Below are 16,494 nucleotides of genomic sequence, written 5' to 3' on the forward strand. Positions count from 1 at the left end.
GATTAACGCGCGCGCCGCACGGGCGGCTCGAACGAACGAGCCGCCGGCGTAACGGCGCGCGGCGCGACGATAAGAATGAGCAGCGCGGCGGCAATGCTCGCAAGGCCGAGCAGTTCGAGGCCCGCCGCGTGTGAAGCGAAGTTCCGGTCGGCGGCGGCGCGCAGCATCGGCGCGACGAAACCGCCCAGACCGCCGAGCGAGTTGATGAGCGCAATACCGCTGGCCGAGGCCGCGCCCGCAAGGTCGCGCGCCGGGAAGGTCCAGAAGAGCGGCTGCGCCGCAATGAAGCCGCTTGCAGCACAACACAGGCCGACCATCGCTACGATCGCGCCCGTTGTGCCGCCAAGACCGCCCGCGAGGCCCGAGACCACAATGCCGCCCCCTGACATCACGAGCAGGCGCGCCGCCCAGGCACGATGACCGCCGAGGCGGTCCGCGCGGCGCGGCACGATCCACGTGAGCGCCACGGCGCACAGCCAGGGCACCGCCGCGAGCAGGCCCACCTTCAATCCCACGGATGCGCCCACGATCGAGGCCACCTGTTGCGGCAAAAAGAAGATCACGCCGTACACGCTCATCTGGATCAGCGCGTAGATGCCGGCATAGGCGAGCACGCGGCGGTCGAACAACGCAGCGAGCGCATCGCGCGGACCATGCGCGGCGGCCTCGCGCGCATCGAGCTGGATCGCGCTGGAAAGCGCGCGGCGTTCGTCGGCGTTCAGCCAGCGCGCGTCCTCGGGCTTGTCGACGAGATACCAGAAAGCCCACACGCCCACGACCGAGGCGAGGCCGCCCTCCACGAGAAAGAGCCACTTCCAGCCTGCCAGCCCGAAGGTTCCGTGCATGTCGATCAGAAGGCCTGACAACGGTCCGCCGAAGATGAATGCAAGCGGTGCGCCGAAATAAAACACGCCGATGGCACGCGCACGCGAGGCCTGCGGAAACCACTGCGTGAGGTAATAGATGATGCCGGGGAAGAAGCCCGCTTCGGCCACGCCCAGCAGGAATCGCAGCACGTAGAACGAGGTAGGCGACTGCACCCACGCCATGGCCGCCGAAATCAGGCCCCACGTGACCATGATGCGGCACATCCAGATCCGCGCGCCCACGCGGTGCAGCGCGAGATTGCTCGGCACTTCGAACAGCGCGTAGCCGACGAAGAACACGCCGGCGCCGAAGGCAAATGCCGCATCCGACAGGCCCGTATCGTGCTGCAGCGCCTTTTGCGCGAAGCCGATATTCGCGCGGTCGAGAAACGCGAGCACGTACATCAAGAGCAGGAACGGCAAGAGGCGGCGCATGGCCTTGCGGCCAGCGGCTTCTGCCAGGGTGGGTGCCAAGCCAGGTGCCTCGATCGACATCAATGTCTCCTGTCGGCGCTTGTCTGTTACCGCTGCGCCGTTATCGTGTTCCCGCGCGCTCAATCAGACCCATGCGCGCGGGTCATGCTTGCCGCCTCAGTACGTTGCGCGTCCGCCCGAAAGATCGAACACCGAACCGGTGCTAAATGCGCAGTCTTCCGTCGTGAGCCACACGATCATCGAAGCGGCCTCGTCCGGCATCAGGAAGCGGTTCATCGGGATCTTGGCGAGCATGTAGTCGATATGCTGCTGCGACATCGAATCGAAGATCTCGGTCTTGGCCGCCGCCGGCGTCACGGCATTGACGAGCACGCCCTTCGTGGCAAGCTCCTTGCCGAGCGACTTGGTGAGCCCGATCACTCCGGCCTTCGATGCACTGTAGTGCGAAGCATTCGGATTGCCTTCCTTGCCGGCCACGGAGGCGATATTGACGATGCGCCCATACCCCTGCTCGATCATGCGCGGCACCACGGCGCGGCAGGTGAGGTAGCTGCCGATCAGATTCACTTCGATCACGCGGCGCCACACCTCCACGGGCAACTCCCACGTGAGGCCATTGCCGCCCGTAATGCCTGCGCTGTTCACGAGCGCGTGAATCGCGCCGTGCGTCTTCACGGTTTGCTGCGCGGCGGCCTCGACCGACGCTTCATCGGTCAACTCGACTGTCACCACCGAGACATTGCCAAGCTCCGACAACTCGCTGCGCGCGCGCTCGAGCCGCTCGGCGTCGATGTCCCACAACGCGACCGCCGCGCCCGAGCGCAGCGCGCGTTGCGCCACGGCATAACCCAGACCGCGTGCGCCGCCCGTCACCACCATCACGCGATTCTTCAGATCCAGTTGATTCATTGCGCCTGCCCTCCTTGTTCCGCCACGAGGCGTTGCTGTTGTTCGCCGAGCCCGCTCACGCCGAGGCGCATGGTCTGGCCCGCGCGCAGATAGATCGGCTCGGGCTTCTGCCCCATTCCCACGCCCGGCGGCGTGCCGGTCGAGATCACGTCGCCGGGCTGCAGGCTCATGAACTGGCTGATATAGGAAACGAGCGTGGCCACGTCGAAGATCATCGTGCGCGTGTTGCCGTTCTGGTAGCGCTTGCCGTCGACTTCGAGCCACATGTCGAGCGCCTGCGGGTCGGCGACTTCGTCGCGCGTGACGAGCCAGGGGCCGAGCGGCGCGAAAGTGTCGTAGCCCTTGCCCTTGTCCCACTGGCCGCCGCGCTCGATCTGCCATTCGCGCTCGGAAACATCGTTGACCACGCAATAACCGGCCACATAATCGAGCGCACGCTCGCGCGGCACATTGCGCGCTTCTTCGCCGATCACCACGCCTAGCTCGACTTCCCAGTCGACCTTCTTCGCGCCCGGGGGAATCAGCACGTCGTCGTTGGGACCGGTGATGGAACTCGTTGCCTTGAGGAAGAGCACCGGCTCCTTGGGCACGGGCATGTTCGATTCGGCGGCGTGGTCGGAGTAGTTGAGGCCCACGCAGACGATCTTGCCGACGCCGCCCACGCACGGGCCCAGGCGGGTGTTGGCGGGAACGAGCGGCAAGGCGGTGAGATCGAGTGCCGCGAGTTCGCGCAGCGCAGCCGCGCCGAGGCGCTTGCCGGCCACGTCTGGCGTGACGCCGGAGAGGTCGCGCACGCGCCCCTCGTTGTCGATCACACCCGGCTTTTCAGCCCCCTTACTGCCCCAACGGACCAGCTTCATGCGGCGTCTCCTGATATTGGAATGCATCGTTGACAGCCAATATAGGTGCGCCGCGATAGCCGAACAATCCGAAAGCCGCATGAGGCGATAGCGAAACCGGATCGCGCCCTTTCAAACGTTATGCGTTATAGATACGCAGATAAACAAAAGCCCGCGAACGCCTTGACGTTCGCGGGCTTTGTGCACTGCAACGCGCCTGCGGCACAGGCGCGACGGGCATCAGTGCATTGCGTGCAGGTAATGATAGAGACCGGCCGCAGCCGCGCCGCCGGCGAGCGGCCCGAACACCGGAATCCAGGCATAGCGCCAGTCGCTGTCGCGCTTGCCCGGAATGGGCAGCAGCGCGTGCATGATGCGCGGCGAGAGATCGCGCGCCGGGCTCATCGCATAGCCGGTCGGGCCGCCGAGCGAAATGCCGATGCCGAGCACGAGCAGGCCCACGGGCAGCGCGTCGAGCGCGCCGAGGCCCACCTGCGGCGAGGCCAGATAGAGCACGCCCAGAATCAGCACGAAGGTGCAGATCGCTTCCGTCAACACGTTGTGCCGCTTGCTGCGAATAGCAGGCGCCGTGCAAAACACCGCGAGCTTGATATCCGGATCGGCTTCGTTTGCGAAGTGCTGGCGATAGGCGAGCCACACGAGCAGTGCGCCCGCCATGCCGCCGAGCATCTGCGCCGCAATATAACCGCCGACTTTCGACCAGGCGAACTTGCCCGCCAGCGCGAGGCTGATCGTCACGATGGGGTTGAGGTGCGCGCCGCTGAACGAGGCCGTCACGTAGACCGCCACGAACACGGCCATGGCCCAGCCCATCACGATGACGATGAGGTCGGCGCCCTTGCCCTTCGTTTTCGCGAGCAGCACGTTGGCGACAGCGCCGTTGCCTAGCAGCACGAGAATGGCCGTGCCAATGAATTCCGCAAGATAGGGTGACATGATTGTCGAAGTCTCTCTCTGCCCGCGCGGCGCATGCGCACGTAGCGCATGCGAACCCGCTGCGGGCTATGTTAATTAGTTATGCTTGTTTGTTTGAAAAGCGGATTGCGCGGCTCAGTGCGAGTCGTCCGCCCAGGCCTTGGCCGCACGCACCGCGCGCTGCCAGCCCGCGCGGCAGGCGTCGACCTGCGCGGCCGGCATCGAGGGAGCGAAACGCCGGTCGAGCTTCCACTGGCTCTGCAGTTCGTTCACGTTTTGCCAGTAGCCCGTTGCAAGGCCCGCGAGGTAGGCCGCGCCGAGCGCCGTGGTTTCGGTGATCTTCGGGCGTACCGCATCCACGCCGAGCAGGTCTGCCTGGAACTGCATGAGCAGATTGTTCGCGCTCGCGCCGCCGTCCACGCGCAACTCGCCCACGCTGATACCCGAATCCGCTTCCATCGCGGCCAGCACGTCGAGCGACTGGTACGCGATCGAGTCGAGCGCCGCGCGCGCAAGATGCGCCGAGGTCGTGCCGCGCGTCACGCCGAACAGCGTGCCGCGTGCGTGCGCGTTCCAGTGCGGCGCGCCGAGGCCCGCGAAGGCCGGCACGAGGTACACGCCATCCGTATGCGGCACGCTCGCGGCGAGCGCCTCGATTTCCGGCGCGCTCTTGATAATGCCCATGCCGTCGCGCAGCCACTGCACCACCGCGCCCGCAATGAAGATGCTGCCTTCGAGCGCGTAGTTGACCTCGTCGCCGATCTGCCAGGCAATCGTCGTCACGAGGTTGTTCTTCGACTCGATGGGCTTCGTGCCCGTGTTCATCATCAGGAAGCAGCCCGTGCCGTAGGTGTTCTTCACCATGCCCGTGCTCGTGCACATCTGGCCGAACATCGCGGCCTGCTGGTCGCCCGCGATGCCGGCCAGCGGAATCTTCGAGGCAAACACCGTGGTCTTGGTCGGACCATAAATTTCGGATGACGAACGGACTTCGGGCAGCATGCTGCGCGGAATTTCGAGCGCGTCGAGCAACTCGTCGTCCCATTGGCGCGTGTGAATGTTGAAGAGCATGGTGCGCGACGCGTTCGTCACGTCGGTCACGTGCAGTTCGTGCTTCGTGAAGTTCCACACGAGCCAGCTGTCCACGGTGCCGAACGCGAGCTTGCCTTGACGCGCTTTTTCGCGTGCGCCGGGCACGTTGTCGAGAATCCAGCGGATCTTGGTGCCCGAGAAGTACGAGTCGATCGGCAAGCCGGTCTTCGCGCGCACTTTTTCTTCGAGGCCGCGCTCCTTGAGCGAGTCGCAGAAGTCGGCCGTGCGGCGGTCCTGCCACACAATGGCGTTATAGATGGGATGGCCCGTTTCCCGGTCCCAGACGATGGTCGTCTCGCGCTGGTTCGTAATGCCAATCGCGGCGATATTGGTGCCGTTCAGGCCCGCGCGCGTGACGGCCTCGGCGGCCACGCCGGCCTGCGTCGACCAGATTTCCTGCGGATCGTGCTCGACCCAGCCCGGCTGCGGATAAATCTGCTCGAATTCCTTTTGAGCGACCGAAACGATATTGCCCTGGCGGTCGAACAGCATGGCGCGCGAACTCGTGGTGCCCTGGTCGAGCGCAAGAATGTACTGTTCCTGCATGTCTCTCATCTCCGTGTGTACTAGTTGTGATTGTGCGCCGTGGGGGACGGCGCGGGGGGTACGTGCCTGGTATTACGTAAAAACGCTTGCGTGGTGCCGGCGAACTTCAGTGCTGCGCGGTCGCCGTCGCGCTTGATGCGGCAAACCAGTGATCGATTGCGGCGGTCACGCCATTGAGCGTGCCCGGTTCGACATGCAGGCCCAGCTTCGAGCGGCGCCACAGCACATCTTCGGCGCGCGTGGCCCATTCGGCGGCGCGCAAATAGCGCAATTCGGCCTCGTAGATGCCCGGCGCGACTTCGGCGCCGAGGTCCGCGAGCGATTGCGCGTTGCCCACGAGACGTTCGGCGCGCGTGCCGTACGCACGCGCGTAGCGGCGCGCAAGCGCGGCAGGCAGCCACGCGTGGCGCTTCGCGAATGCCTGCGCAAAGGGCTCGAAACGCGCGTTCGCGATATCGCCGCCGGGCAACGGCGCGCCCGCCGTCCACGAAGGCGCGGCGTGGCCGAGCGCGCGGCACAGCATGTCCGAAGCCTCTTCCGCGAGCTTGCGGAAGGTCGTGATCTTGCCGCCGAACACCGAAAGCAGCGGCGCGCCAGCGGTTTCGTCGAGTTCGAGCTTGTAGTCGCGCGTGACGGCGGACGCATTTTCCGCGCCCTCTTCCTCGAGCAGCGGACGCACGCCCGAGTAAGTCCATTGCACGTCGGCGGGCGAGATCTTGCGCTTGAAATAGCGGTTGATCGACTCGCACAGATAGCGCGTTTCGTCGCCGTCGATCGACACCTTCGCGGGGTCGTTGTGATACTCCACGTCGGTCGTGCCGATCAGCGTGAAGTCATGCTCGTACGGAATCGCGAAGATGATGCGCTTGTCGGGGTTCTGGAAGATGTACGCGTGGTCGTGATCGAACAGGCGCTTCGTCACGATATGGCTGCCCTTCACGAGCCGCACGCTGTGCTGCGCGCCGCGCCCGAGCGCGCCGTGCAGCACCTCGCCCACCCACGGGCCGGCCGCGTTGGCGATGGCGCGCGCACGCACGTCGAAGGTGCTGCCGTCCGGGCGGCGCAGCAGCGCCTGCCATTCACCAGCCGCGCCACCCGCACCGTTCGCGACATTCGTGCGCACGGCGGAAACCAGCTTCGTACGCGTGAGGATGTCCGCGCCGCGCTCCTGCGCGTCGAGCGCGTTGAGCACGACGAGGCGCGCGTCGTCGACCCAGCCGTCCGAATAAACGAAGCCGCGCTGGATCGAATCGATGAGCGGCTCGCCCGCCGCATGGCGGCGCATGTCGATGCCGCGCGAGCCCGGCAGCAGCTCGCGCTTCGCCAGATGATCGTAGAGGAACAGGCCCATGCGAATGAGCCATGCGGGGCGCAGGTTCGGCATGTGCGGCATGACGAAACGCAGCGGCCACATGATGTGGGGCGCCGCGCGCAAGAGCGTTTCGCGCTCCTGCAGCGCTTTGCGCACGAGCCCGAATTCCTTGTACTCGAGATAGCGCAGCCCGCCGTGAATCAGCTTGGTGCTGGACGACGAGGTATGCGAGGCGAGGTCGTCCTGCTCGCAAAGGAGCACCGACAATCCGCGGCCGGCCGCGTCGCGCGCGATGCCCGCGCCGTTGATCCCGCCGCCCACAACGAGCAGATCGTACCGGTTCTGTTGAGTCACCCTGCTGTGTCCCTGAAAGAAAAACGAACCTCGGAATGTTCGAATTCGAAATTTATCGAACATGAACGAAAAAGTAAAGGTTCGATTTAGCAGAGAAAGGATGGAAAGGCGCGCGTAAACGAACATGGTTCGAACATGTTTCGAACGTTCGTCAGGCGCGAATGAAAACGGGGCGCCAACGCGCTTCCACAAGGCAACGCGCCGGATTTCAGATCGGAAAGGAAGAAAACACGCGGACTGCGCGCGCCTCAGATAAAGCGCGTACGCAAATCCCGCGGCTTACGCTGCGACGTGAACCTGCGTGCCCGCCGCGAGCACCGCCTCGTTCATTTCCTCGGGCAGCGGCTGGTCGGTGAAGAGCGCGTGAACCTGGCTCAGATGCCCCTGGCGCACGAGCGCGGGGCGGCCGACCTTCGAATGATCGGCGACGAGGTAGACCGTACGCGCATGCTCGATGATGGCCTGCGCCACGCGCACCTCGCGCGTGTCGAAGTCGCGCAGCGTGCCGTCGGTTTCGATGGCCGAGGTGCCGATGATCGCGTAATCCACCTTGAACTGGCGGATGAAGTCGATGGTGTGCTCGCCGACGATGCCTTTGTCCCAGGGCCGCACCACGCCGCCGGTGATCATGACTTCACAGTCGGGATAGCCGCTCATTACGCTCGCCACGTTCAGGTTGTTCGTGACGACGCGCAGGCCCTGATGATGATTGAGCGCGCGCGCGACTTCCTCGGTCGTGGTGCCGAGGTTGATGAAGAGCGACGCCTGATCGGGAATGTGCTGGGCCGCGAGCGCCGCGATACGGCGCTTCTCCTCATGAAACATGTGTTGCCGCGCGCTGTACGAGACGTTTTCCGCGCTCGTGGGCAGGCTCGCGCCGCCGTGATAGCGGCGCAGCAGATTCATGTCGGCGAGCCAGTTCACGTCGCGGCGAATGGTCTGCGGCGTGACGTCGAAATGCGAGGCGAGATCGTCGACCGTGACGAAGCCGTCGCGTTGCACCCATTCGAGCATTTCCTGCTGGCGCGCGTTCAGGGTGAGGCGAGGATCTCGTGTCATTGGCTCTTTTGGCAGACGTATGAGGACTTGGCCTATTGTAAAGGCTCGCCCACCCGATTCAGGAGAAAGCCGGTTAATCGGGACTGCGGGCGCCCCCAGGGTTCCCCCTGCGCTTCCGTTAAAATGCTGCGCTTTCTCCGCTCACCCGCCGCTCCCGATGCAATCCGCCTCATCGACCCCGCGCGCCGCCTCCCACGGCGCCGACGAAAACGAAACCACCCACGACCTCGTCTACGGCCCGAACGATCGCCCCGCGCCGACCATCGCCTTCGTGGCCGCGCTCCAGCATCTGCTCGCGATCCTCGTGCCTATCGTCACGCCAGGCCTCCTGATCTGCCAGGCGCTGGGCGTTTCCAGCCGCGACACCACGCTGATCGTCTCGATGTCGCTGGTCATTTCCGGCATCGCCACGTTCCTGCAATGCAAGCGCGTCGGGCCGCTCGGCGCGGGCCTGCTCATCGTCCAGGGCACGAGCTTCAACTTCGTCGGCCCGCTCATTGCGGGCGGCAGCCTCATGGTCAAGCAGGGCACGCCGGTCGAAACGGTAATGGCCGCGATATTCGGCGTCGTCATCGCCGGCTCGTTCGTCGAAATGGCGGTGTCGCGCATCCTGCCCTTCATCAAGCGGCTCATCACGCCGCTCGTCACCGGCATCGTCGTGCTGCTGATCGGCCTCACGCTCATCAAGGTCGGCCTCATCAGCATGGGTGGCGGCTATGGCGCCATCGCCAAGGGCAATTTCGCGAGCGTCCAGAACCTCACGCTCTCGGGGCTCGTGCTCGGCGCCATCATCGTGCTCAACCGCGTGCCCATCGTCTGGGTGCGCAGCACGGCGCTCGTCATCGCCCTCGCCATCGGCTATATCGTTGCGGGCGCAATGGGTCGGCTCGACTTCACCGGCGCGCGCGAAGCCGCGTTGTTCCAGATTCCGACCCCGTTGCATTTCGGCCTTGGCTTCTCGTGGTCGCTCTTCGTGCCCATGCTGATCATCTACCTCGTGACCTCGCTTGAAGCGATCGGCGACGTCACCGCCACCAGCAAGGTGTCGAAAGAGCCGGTGGAAGGTCCGGTGTGGATGCAGCGCATCAAGGGCGGCGTGCTCGTGAACGGCTTCAATTCGCTGATCGCCGGTTTCTTCAACACGTTCCCCAGCTCCGTGTTCGCGCAGAACAACGGCGTGATCCAGCTCACCGGCATCGCCAGCCGCCACGTGGGCCTGTGGATCGCAGGCATGCTCGTCGTGCTGGGCCTCTTCCCGAGCGTGGCCGGCGTGCTGCAGGCCGTGCCCGAGCCCGTGCTGGGCGGCGCGGCCATGGTGATGTTCGGCGCGGTGGCCGCTTCGGGCATCAACATTCTCGCGGGCACGCGCCTCGACCGCCGCGCCCTGCTCATCATCGCGGTGTCGCTCGCGCTGGGCCTTGGCGTCTCGCAGGTGCCGGAGATCCTGACGAGCCTCCCGCATGCGCTCAAGAACGTGCTGGAGTCGGGCGTTGCCACGGGCGGCATCTGCGCGCTCGTGATGAACTGGTTCCTGCCGGAAAAGCGCTAACGCGCCGGGCGCACGGCCCCGATACCGGGCCGTGCGCTTTTTTATTGACCGCAATTTCCAATTTACTGGATAATGACTCCATCATCTTGGAAGCAAATCCAATGGACAGCCCGACCGACGCCGGAATCAACGAGCGTATCGCCCGCTGCGTGCGCGACTTGCGCGCCACGCGCGGCCTGACGCTGGACGCGCTGGCCACGCGCAGCGGCGTAAGCCGCTCGATGATCTCGATGATCGAGCGCGGCGCCGCCAGCCCCACGGCAGTGGTGCTCGAAAAGCTCGCGGCGGGGCTGTCGGTCTCGATGGCGAGCCTCTTCGGCGCAAGCGGCGAGAGCACGCCCGCCGAGCCCCTGGTGCGCCGCGAACAGCAGGCGCAGTGGCGCGACCCGCAGTCGGGCTATATGCGCCGGAGCGTGTCGCCGCCCAACTGGCCTTCGCCGATCCAGCTGGTCGAAGTGGATTTCCCCGCCGGCGCGCGCGTCGCCTATGAAACGGGCGGCCGCGACACTGTCATTCACCAGCAGGTCTGGGTGATGGAAGGCAGCATCGACGTGGAATTGGGCAATGAGCGGCATTCGCTGCATGCGGGCGACTGCCTCGCCATGCGGCTCGATCAGCCGCTGATCTTCAGCAATCCAGGCTCGCACGCCGCGCACTATGTCGTTGCCATTTGCGACGTCAACGGTATCTGAATGCGCCTGATGCGTCTGAATCTGCCACCCTTTTCATTTAAAGAGGATTCCATATGAATTCGAACCCACAGAGCGATGGCGTGCGCTTCATCGATTGCAACGAAGCGGACCATGCGTCGGCGATTCTCGAGATCCTCAACGACGCGATCGTCAATTCAACCGCGCTCTACGACTACAAGCCGCGCGCGCCCGAGGCCATGGCCACGTGGTTCGGCACCAAGCGCGCAAACGGCTTTCCGGTAGTGGGCGCCGTGGATGAAGCCGGCACGCTGCTCGGCTTCGCGAGCTGGGGCACATTCCGCGCGTTTCCCGCCAACAAGTACACGGTCGAGCACAGCGTCTACGTGCACCGCGACCAGCGCGGCCGCGGCCTCGGCGAACGCCTGCTGCTGGAGTTGATCCGCCGCGCCCGTGGCGAACAGATTCACGTGCTCGTGGGCTGCATCGACGCCACCAATGCCGGCAGCATTGCGCTGCACGCCAAGCTGGGATTCACGCACTCGGGCACGATCAAGGAAGCGGGATTCAAGTTCGGACGCTGGCTCGACGCCGCTTTTTACCAGCTCAACCTCGAGATGCCCGCCCCGCCCGTGGATGGCTGAACTTCGCGCGCAATGCCTGCGATAAGCGCGTTACCGTGCGATCGACCGGGCCGCAGCCGCGGTCATGGCATTGCGGAGATGGCGTGCGCGCAGCGGCGCGCGAGCCGCGCGCTTTGAAGCGCACGCCGCGCGCGTAGCACGTAGCTTCGCCTGGCTGCGGTTGCGGGACTCGGCTTCGCGCGTGGCACGCCGCGATTGCCCGCGCACGAAAAGGCGCACGGCGAGCAGCACGCAGCCTGTCACCGCAAGCACGGCCACGCGAAACGGCGACGACTCGAAGGCGCGTTCGGGCACGTGCAGCAGCAGGATCGAGATGAACACGGCGACCTGAATCAGGATCGCCGAAAGCGAAGCGACGAACAGGTACGCGTGCAGGCGATCGGTCGGCGGCTTCATGGGGGCTGCACTCAAGAAAGTTGCGCTGACAACGATATCCAGTCTGACTGGTTCCACACTACGCCTCGCGAATGTCACACGCATGGCAACGTACGACGCGGGGCGGAGTTTTGAGATCGTGCCTGCTCGAAGCTGAAGAGAACCTTAAGGAAAGGCGCCTGCGCATGCGCTTTTTTCATCGGAAGATAATCCTTTGCGCACCTTACTAACCAGCGCCTTTCATCGCCTTTCGACTTACCCCCTGGCGTCTCATTCAGCGCTTACGTAAGGTTGACTTAAGCTCGCGTGCCGTACCCTTGCACGCTGTAATCTGTACGGCAATGCAGTCATGAATCGCACCTATGAATATCGCGGCTACGCAATCCGCGTTGGCGTCGAAGCGAACGGCACAGTCCCGCGCGAACGACCCGAAATCGAACGTCCTCGCTACGCGGCCGTGGTGAGCATCGCGGCCAACGACAAGTGCGCGTTGCCCTCACCCCTGAAAATCGAGAATGCCGCCGGCCTTCCCTTCAGCTCCGATATCGACGCCTTGATGGGCGGCTACAGCGCGGCCTGCCGCCTGATCGACGAACGGCTGGCCGAAAGCGCGGCCTGATCCGCAAAAGAAAAAACGCGCGGTGGCTTCAAGCCATCGCGCGTTTTTTAATCAGGACGCAGGTCGTGCGTCCTCTGTCTACGCTCAGTCGCGGTTCGCCTGCAACACGGTCAGCGCGGCCATGTTGATGATGCGTCGCACCGTCGAGCTCGACGTCAGCACGTTCACCGGCGCATTCACACCCAGCAGGAACGGGCCGACCGCCACGTTGCTGCCCGCACCCGTCTTGAGCAGGTTGTAGGCGATGTTGCCCGAGTCCACGTTCGGGCACACGAGCAGGTTCGCCGCGCCCTTGAGCTTCGAATGCGGCAGGATGCGCAAGCGCAGTGCTTCGTCCAGTGCGCAGTCGCCGTGCATTTCCCCGTCGATTTCCAGATCGGGATTCTTCTCGGTCACGAGCTTGAGCACTTCACGCATCTTCGTGCCCGAAGCCGAGCTGCCCGAACCGAAGTTCGAACGCGAGAGCAGCGCAACCTTAGGCTGCAGATTCAGCCATTCCATCTGGCGCGCAGCCGCCAGCGTGAATTCGGCGATCTGCTCGGCGTTCGGGTTGTCGTTCACGTGCGTGTCGACGATCGCGACCGTACGCTTGTCGAGCAGCAGGATGTTCATCGCCGCGTACGTTTTCGCGTTCGGATGCATGCCGATCGCTTCGTCGACGAAGCGCAGGTGGTCGTGATACGCGCCCACCGTGCCGCACACCATGCCGTCCGCGTCGCCCAGGCGCACCATCATCGCGCCGATCAGCGTGAGACGGCGGCGCATTTCCACGCGCGCCATTTCCTTCGAAATGCCGTCGCGGCAGCGCAGTTCCCAATACGTCGTCCAATACTGGTGGAAGCGCTCGTCGTACTCGGGGTTCGTGACTTCCACGTCTTCGCCGAGCTTCAGGCGCAGGCCGAACTTCTCGATGCGGGCGAGCAGCACTTCCGGGCGGCCAATCAGGATCGGACGCGCGAGCTTCTCGTCGACGATCACCTGCACCGCGCGCAGCACGCGCTCTTCCTCGCCTTCGGCGAACACGATGCGCGACTTGCCGCCGTCACGCACGAACTGCTTCGCGGCCGCGAAAATCGGCTTCATGAACGCGCCCGAGTGATACACGAACTGCTGCAGCTCGTTCGTGTACGCACCAAAGTCGTCGATGGGACGCGTGGCCACGCCGTCTTCCATAGCGGCCTTCGCCACGGCCGGTGCGATACGCACGATCAGGCGCGAATCGAACGGCTTCGGAATCAGGTACTTCGGGCCGAAGCGCAGATCGTAGGCGCCGTACGCGGCAGCCACCGAGTCGTTCAGTTCTTCTTCCGCGAGCTTGGCGATCGCGTGCACAGCCGCGATTTCCATGTTTCGCGTAATGGTCGTAGCGCCCACATCGAGTGCGCCGCGGAAGATGTACGGGAAGCACAGCACGTTGTTGACCTGGTTCGGGAAGTCCGAACGGCCCGTGGCGATCACCGCGTCCGGGCGCGCTTCGAGCGCGACCTCGGGGAAGATTTCCGGCGTGGGGTTGGCCAGCGCGAGAATCAGCGGCTTGTCGGCCATCTTCTTGACCATCTCCGCCTTGAGCACGCCGCCCGCGGAAAGGCCGAGGAACACGTCCGCGTCTTCGATCACTTCGGACAGCGAGCGCGCGGAGGTGTCCTGCGCGAAGCGTTCCTTGTCCGGGTCCATCAGCGTCGTGCGGCCCTGGTAGACCACGCCGTCGATGTCGGTCACCCAGATGTTCTTGAGCGGCAGGCCCAGATCGACCATGAGGTCCAGACACGCCAGCGCCGCCGCGCCCGCGCCCGAGGTCACGACCTTGACCTTCGTAATGTCCTTGCCGATCACTTTCAGGCCGTTCATGAACGCGGCCGAAACGGTAATGGCGGTGCCGTGCTGATCGTCGTGGAAGACCGGAATCTTCATGCGCTCGCGCAGTTTGCGCTCGACCGTGAAGCAGTCGGGGGCCTTGATGTCTTCCAGATTGATGCCGCCGAACGTGGCTTCGAGGCTCGCGATGATGTCCACGAGCTTGTCCGGATCGCTTTCAGTCACTTCGATGTCGAACACGTCGATGCCGGCGAACTTCTTGAACAACACCGCCTTGCCTTCCATGACCGGCTTGGAGGCCAGCGCGCCGATGTTGCCGAGACCCAGCACGGCCGTACCGTTCGTGATCACGCCCACCAGATTGCCGCGAGCGGTGTAGCGGAACGAGTTCTGCGGATCGGCGACGATCTCCTCGCAGGCCACGGCCACGCCCGGCGTATAGGCGAGCGCGAGGTCGCGCTGGGTGACGAGCGGCTTGCTGGCCGTCACCGAGATCTTGCCCGGGGTGGGAAATTCGTGGTATTCCAGCGCGGCCTGACGATCGGTCTTGTTCATGTTCCTCACTCGCTATGGACGGGGCCCGGCTCGCGCTGGCCAGCCTGGATCGGGGCTGGCGCGGCCTGGCGTGTTCGAATGAGGCGATTCTAGAGAGCCCTCATAACGTGTCCATTTTGATTTAGTATGGGGCCATCATTTTTTCGTAATACCCTGGGGAATCGTGTCTTTCAGCATTGACGACGTGACGAGGCGGTTGAATACGCGCCTGAAAATGCGCCATCTGGTCCTGCTCCTGCAGATCCGCCAGCACGGTTCGCTCACGCGCGTGGCGGAACACATGGCGACGAGCCAGCCCGCCGTCACCAACGCGCTGGCTGAAATGGAGAGCATGTTCGGCGCGCCGCTCTTCGACCGCACGCCGCGCGGCATGACACCCACGGCGCTCGGCAACGTGGTGCTCGCGCGCGCCCAGGCCATGCTGCACGACCTCGACCACCTCGCGCGCGACATCGAAGCCGTGGTGGCCGGGCACGCCACGCGCGTGCACGTGGGCGTGATTCCGTTCGTCTCGGGGCGCACGCTTGCCGCCGCCATTCGCCTCACGCAGTCGCGGCTGCCGCAGCGCGTCACCATGACGATTCACGAAGGCACGAGCGACGCGCTCCTGCCGCAGCTTCGCGACCATACGCTCGATATCGTGATCGGCCGCGCGTCTTCCGCCGTCGATGTCTCGCAGTTGCGCTTCGAGGTGCTGCATCAGCAAAAGCCGCGGCTCATCGCGAGCCGGCGGCTCGCGGCGCGGCTTGCGCGCGGCAAGCTCGACTGGGAAAAGCTGGTCGAACTCGACTGGATACTGGGCGCGCCGCACACGCCCATTCGCGAGCAGATTTCCGACCTCTTCCTGCACGCGGGCGTGGCGCCGCCCGTGCCGATCGTGGAGAGCTACACGTCGCGGCTGATCGGCGAAATGATCAGCACGAACGAGAACGCCGTGTCGATCGTGCCCGCCGATATTGCCGAGGAACTCGTGCACTTCGCGGGCGTGGCCATCGTGCCGTACACGCTCGACTGGACGCTGCCGCCGGTCGCCATGTTCACGCGCGCGGGCGTGCTGCGCGATGTCGATGCCACCTTTGGGCAGTCGCTCCGCGAGTTGTATCAGGAGGCGGAGAAGGCGCGGGGGTGAACCTCTTCCTGCAATTCGCTTTCGAGTTCTTCCAGTTCCAGACCGTGCGTACGGTCGTGGTCGAGCAGTTCGCGCACGAGCTCTTCCAGCGTCATGCGCCGTACACCGTCGCGCAGCCCGCAGCGCAGGCGTTGTTCAGGCGTGAGGCGCTTGAGCGAGGCGCAAAGACGGCGCCGCCCTTCGCTGAATTCGCCCATTGCGGCGACGAGATCCTGGCGCAGATAGTCACGCTCTTCGGCAAGCGTCGTGCCGTTCACCGATGCGATTTCCGGTAGCTGAGCCTTGCGCACGACGCTGAACCGCTCGGCGAAAATGGCGTCGAGATCGCGCAAGTGGCATGCATGTTCGAGCAGCGAGAAGCCCGTGCCCTTTGGCCGGCGCCCCCACAGGTTCATGGGCACGCGCTTGACGAGCGCAACAAAGCGCTCTGGCATGGTTGCGAGCGCTTCGATCACCGCTTCGAACGGCAAGACGACCGGCTGAGCGCTGAACACCGCGCCATAGCTGAACAGCGCCCCGCTCACACGGCCGCGCGCCTGTGCGACTTCGTGGCCGTGGCGGCGCATCACCTCCGCCACCAACGCGCCACAGTACTGGCGCGCCGTGGTGTCCTCGCCGATTTCCGGAAACTTCTGCGCGATTTCCTCCGCCACCGCGGCAATCGCGGCCACACCCACGCGCGAAAGCACCGCGTATTCCACATAGCGCCCAGGCGCGTCGATCAAGGCTTCCAGCTGGCTGGCGAGCGGGGTTGCCTTGAAACGATCGAAGCGTGAATGCACGTTGCCTCCTAATAGCTCGTTTTGTAAC

15 protein-coding genes are annotated in these 16,494 nt (G+C 64.7%); 5 read left to right on the plus strand and 10 right to left on the minus strand.

Annotated features, from left to right (window positions below):
* Positions 1–2: 2 nt before the first annotated feature.
* From U5A52_RS01955 to U5A52_RS01985, 7 genes are all read right to left on the minus strand, one after another.
* Complete coding sequence (locus U5A52_RS01955; RefSeq protein WP_321933643.1) at positions 3–1,361, minus strand: MFS transporter; 1,359 nt, start codon at positions 1,359–1,361, stop codon at positions 3–5.
* Between the two features lie 96 nt (positions 1,362–1,457).
* Positions 1,458–2,210 carry an SDR family NAD(P)-dependent oxidoreductase gene (locus tag U5A52_RS01960; RefSeq protein WP_321909467.1) on the minus strand — a complete coding sequence of 251 codons (753 nt, stop codon included), beginning with the start codon at positions 2,208–2,210 and terminating at the stop codon, positions 1,458–1,460.
* Positions 2,207–3,070, minus strand: a complete 864-nt coding sequence (locus U5A52_RS01965; RefSeq protein ID WP_321933644.1) for a fumarylacetoacetate hydrolase family protein — start codon at positions 3,068–3,070, stop codon at positions 2,207–2,209. Before U5A52_RS01965 ends, U5A52_RS01960 begins: the two co-directional genes overlap by 4 nt.
* A gap of 219 nt (positions 3,071–3,289) precedes the next feature.
* Complete coding sequence (locus U5A52_RS01970; RefSeq protein ID WP_042261976.1) at positions 3,290–4,006, minus strand: MIP/aquaporin family protein; 717 nt, start codon at positions 4,004–4,006, stop codon at positions 3,290–3,292.
* 114 nt (positions 4,007–4,120) lie between these two features.
* Positions 4,121–5,623 (minus strand): glycerol kinase GlpK, encoded by a 1,503-nt coding sequence (glpK, locus tag U5A52_RS01975; RefSeq protein ID WP_321933645.1) that lies wholly within the window; start codon positions 5,621–5,623, stop codon positions 4,121–4,123.
* 106 nt (positions 5,624–5,729) lie between these two features.
* Complete coding sequence (gene glpD, locus U5A52_RS01980) at positions 5,730–7,289, minus strand: glycerol-3-phosphate dehydrogenase (protein WP_321909472.1); 1,560 nt, start codon at positions 7,287–7,289, stop codon at positions 5,730–5,732.
* Between the two features lie 279 nt (positions 7,290–7,568).
* Complete coding sequence (locus tag U5A52_RS01985) at positions 7,569–8,348, minus strand: DeoR/GlpR family DNA-binding transcription regulator (protein ID WP_158760371.1); 780 nt, start codon at positions 8,346–8,348, stop codon at positions 7,569–7,571.
* 157 nt (positions 8,349–8,505) lie between these two features.
* On the opposite strand from U5A52_RS01985, the gene U5A52_RS01990 reads away from it, so the two are divergent.
* The 3 genes from U5A52_RS01990 to U5A52_RS02000 all read left to right on the plus strand — a co-directional run bounded on the left by U5A52_RS01990 (position 8,506) and on the right by U5A52_RS02000 (position 11,191).
* On the plus strand, positions 8,506–9,897 hold the full coding sequence (locus tag U5A52_RS01990) for a nucleobase:cation symporter-2 family protein (protein WP_321933646.1): 1,392 nt from the start codon (positions 8,506–8,508) through the stop codon (positions 9,895–9,897).
* Between the two features lie 101 nt (positions 9,898–9,998).
* Positions 9,999–10,589: an XRE family transcriptional regulator gene (locus U5A52_RS01995; protein WP_321909475.1), complete on the plus strand. Its 591-nt coding sequence runs from the start codon at positions 9,999–10,001 to the stop codon at positions 10,587–10,589.
* A 53-nt stretch (positions 10,590–10,642) separates the two neighbouring features.
* A complete protein-coding gene (locus tag U5A52_RS02000; protein WP_321933648.1) occupies positions 10,643–11,191 on the plus strand; it encodes an N-acetyltransferase family protein in 549 nt (182 codons plus the stop codon).
* Between the two features lie 30 nt (positions 11,192–11,221).
* On the opposite strand, the gene U5A52_RS02005 is transcribed toward U5A52_RS02000, so the two are convergent.
* Entirely contained in the window at positions 11,222–11,587 is a 366-nt protein-coding gene (locus U5A52_RS02005) for a hypothetical protein (RefSeq protein ID WP_321909479.1), read from the minus strand.
* A 328-nt stretch (positions 11,588–11,915) separates the two neighbouring features.
* Between U5A52_RS02005 and U5A52_RS02010 the strand changes: the two genes are divergently transcribed.
* A complete protein-coding gene (locus U5A52_RS02010) occupies positions 11,916–12,185 on the plus strand; it encodes a hypothetical protein (RefSeq protein WP_321909481.1) in 270 nt (89 codons plus the stop codon).
* An 84-nt stretch (positions 12,186–12,269) separates the two neighbouring features.
* Here U5A52_RS02010 and U5A52_RS02015 read toward each other — a convergent pair whose 3' ends face one another.
* Entirely contained in the window at positions 12,270–14,555 is a 2,286-nt protein-coding gene (locus U5A52_RS02015; RefSeq protein WP_321933650.1) for an NADP-dependent malic enzyme, read from the minus strand.
* Positions 14,556–14,718: 163 nt separating this feature from the next.
* Between U5A52_RS02015 and U5A52_RS02020 the strand changes: the two genes are divergently transcribed.
* On the plus strand, positions 14,719–15,684 hold the full coding sequence (locus U5A52_RS02020) for a LysR family transcriptional regulator (RefSeq protein ID WP_158760378.1): 966 nt from the start codon (positions 14,719–14,721) through the stop codon (positions 15,682–15,684).
* On the opposite strand, the gene U5A52_RS02025 is transcribed toward U5A52_RS02020, so the two are convergent.
* The gene (locus U5A52_RS02025; RefSeq protein WP_321933653.1) at positions 15,657–16,466 is read right to left on the minus strand and encodes a DinB family protein; all 810 of its coding nucleotides are present in this window, start codon (positions 16,464–16,466) and stop codon (positions 15,657–15,659) included. The two genes, U5A52_RS02020 and U5A52_RS02025, sit on opposite strands and share 28 nt — an antisense overlap.
* Between the last annotated feature and the right edge of the window lie 28 nt (positions 16,467–16,494).

Source organism: Paraburkholderia sp. J8-2 (assembly GCF_905220195.1).
Classification (GTDB): Bacteria; Pseudomonadota; Gammaproteobacteria; order Burkholderiales; family Burkholderiaceae; genus Paraburkholderia.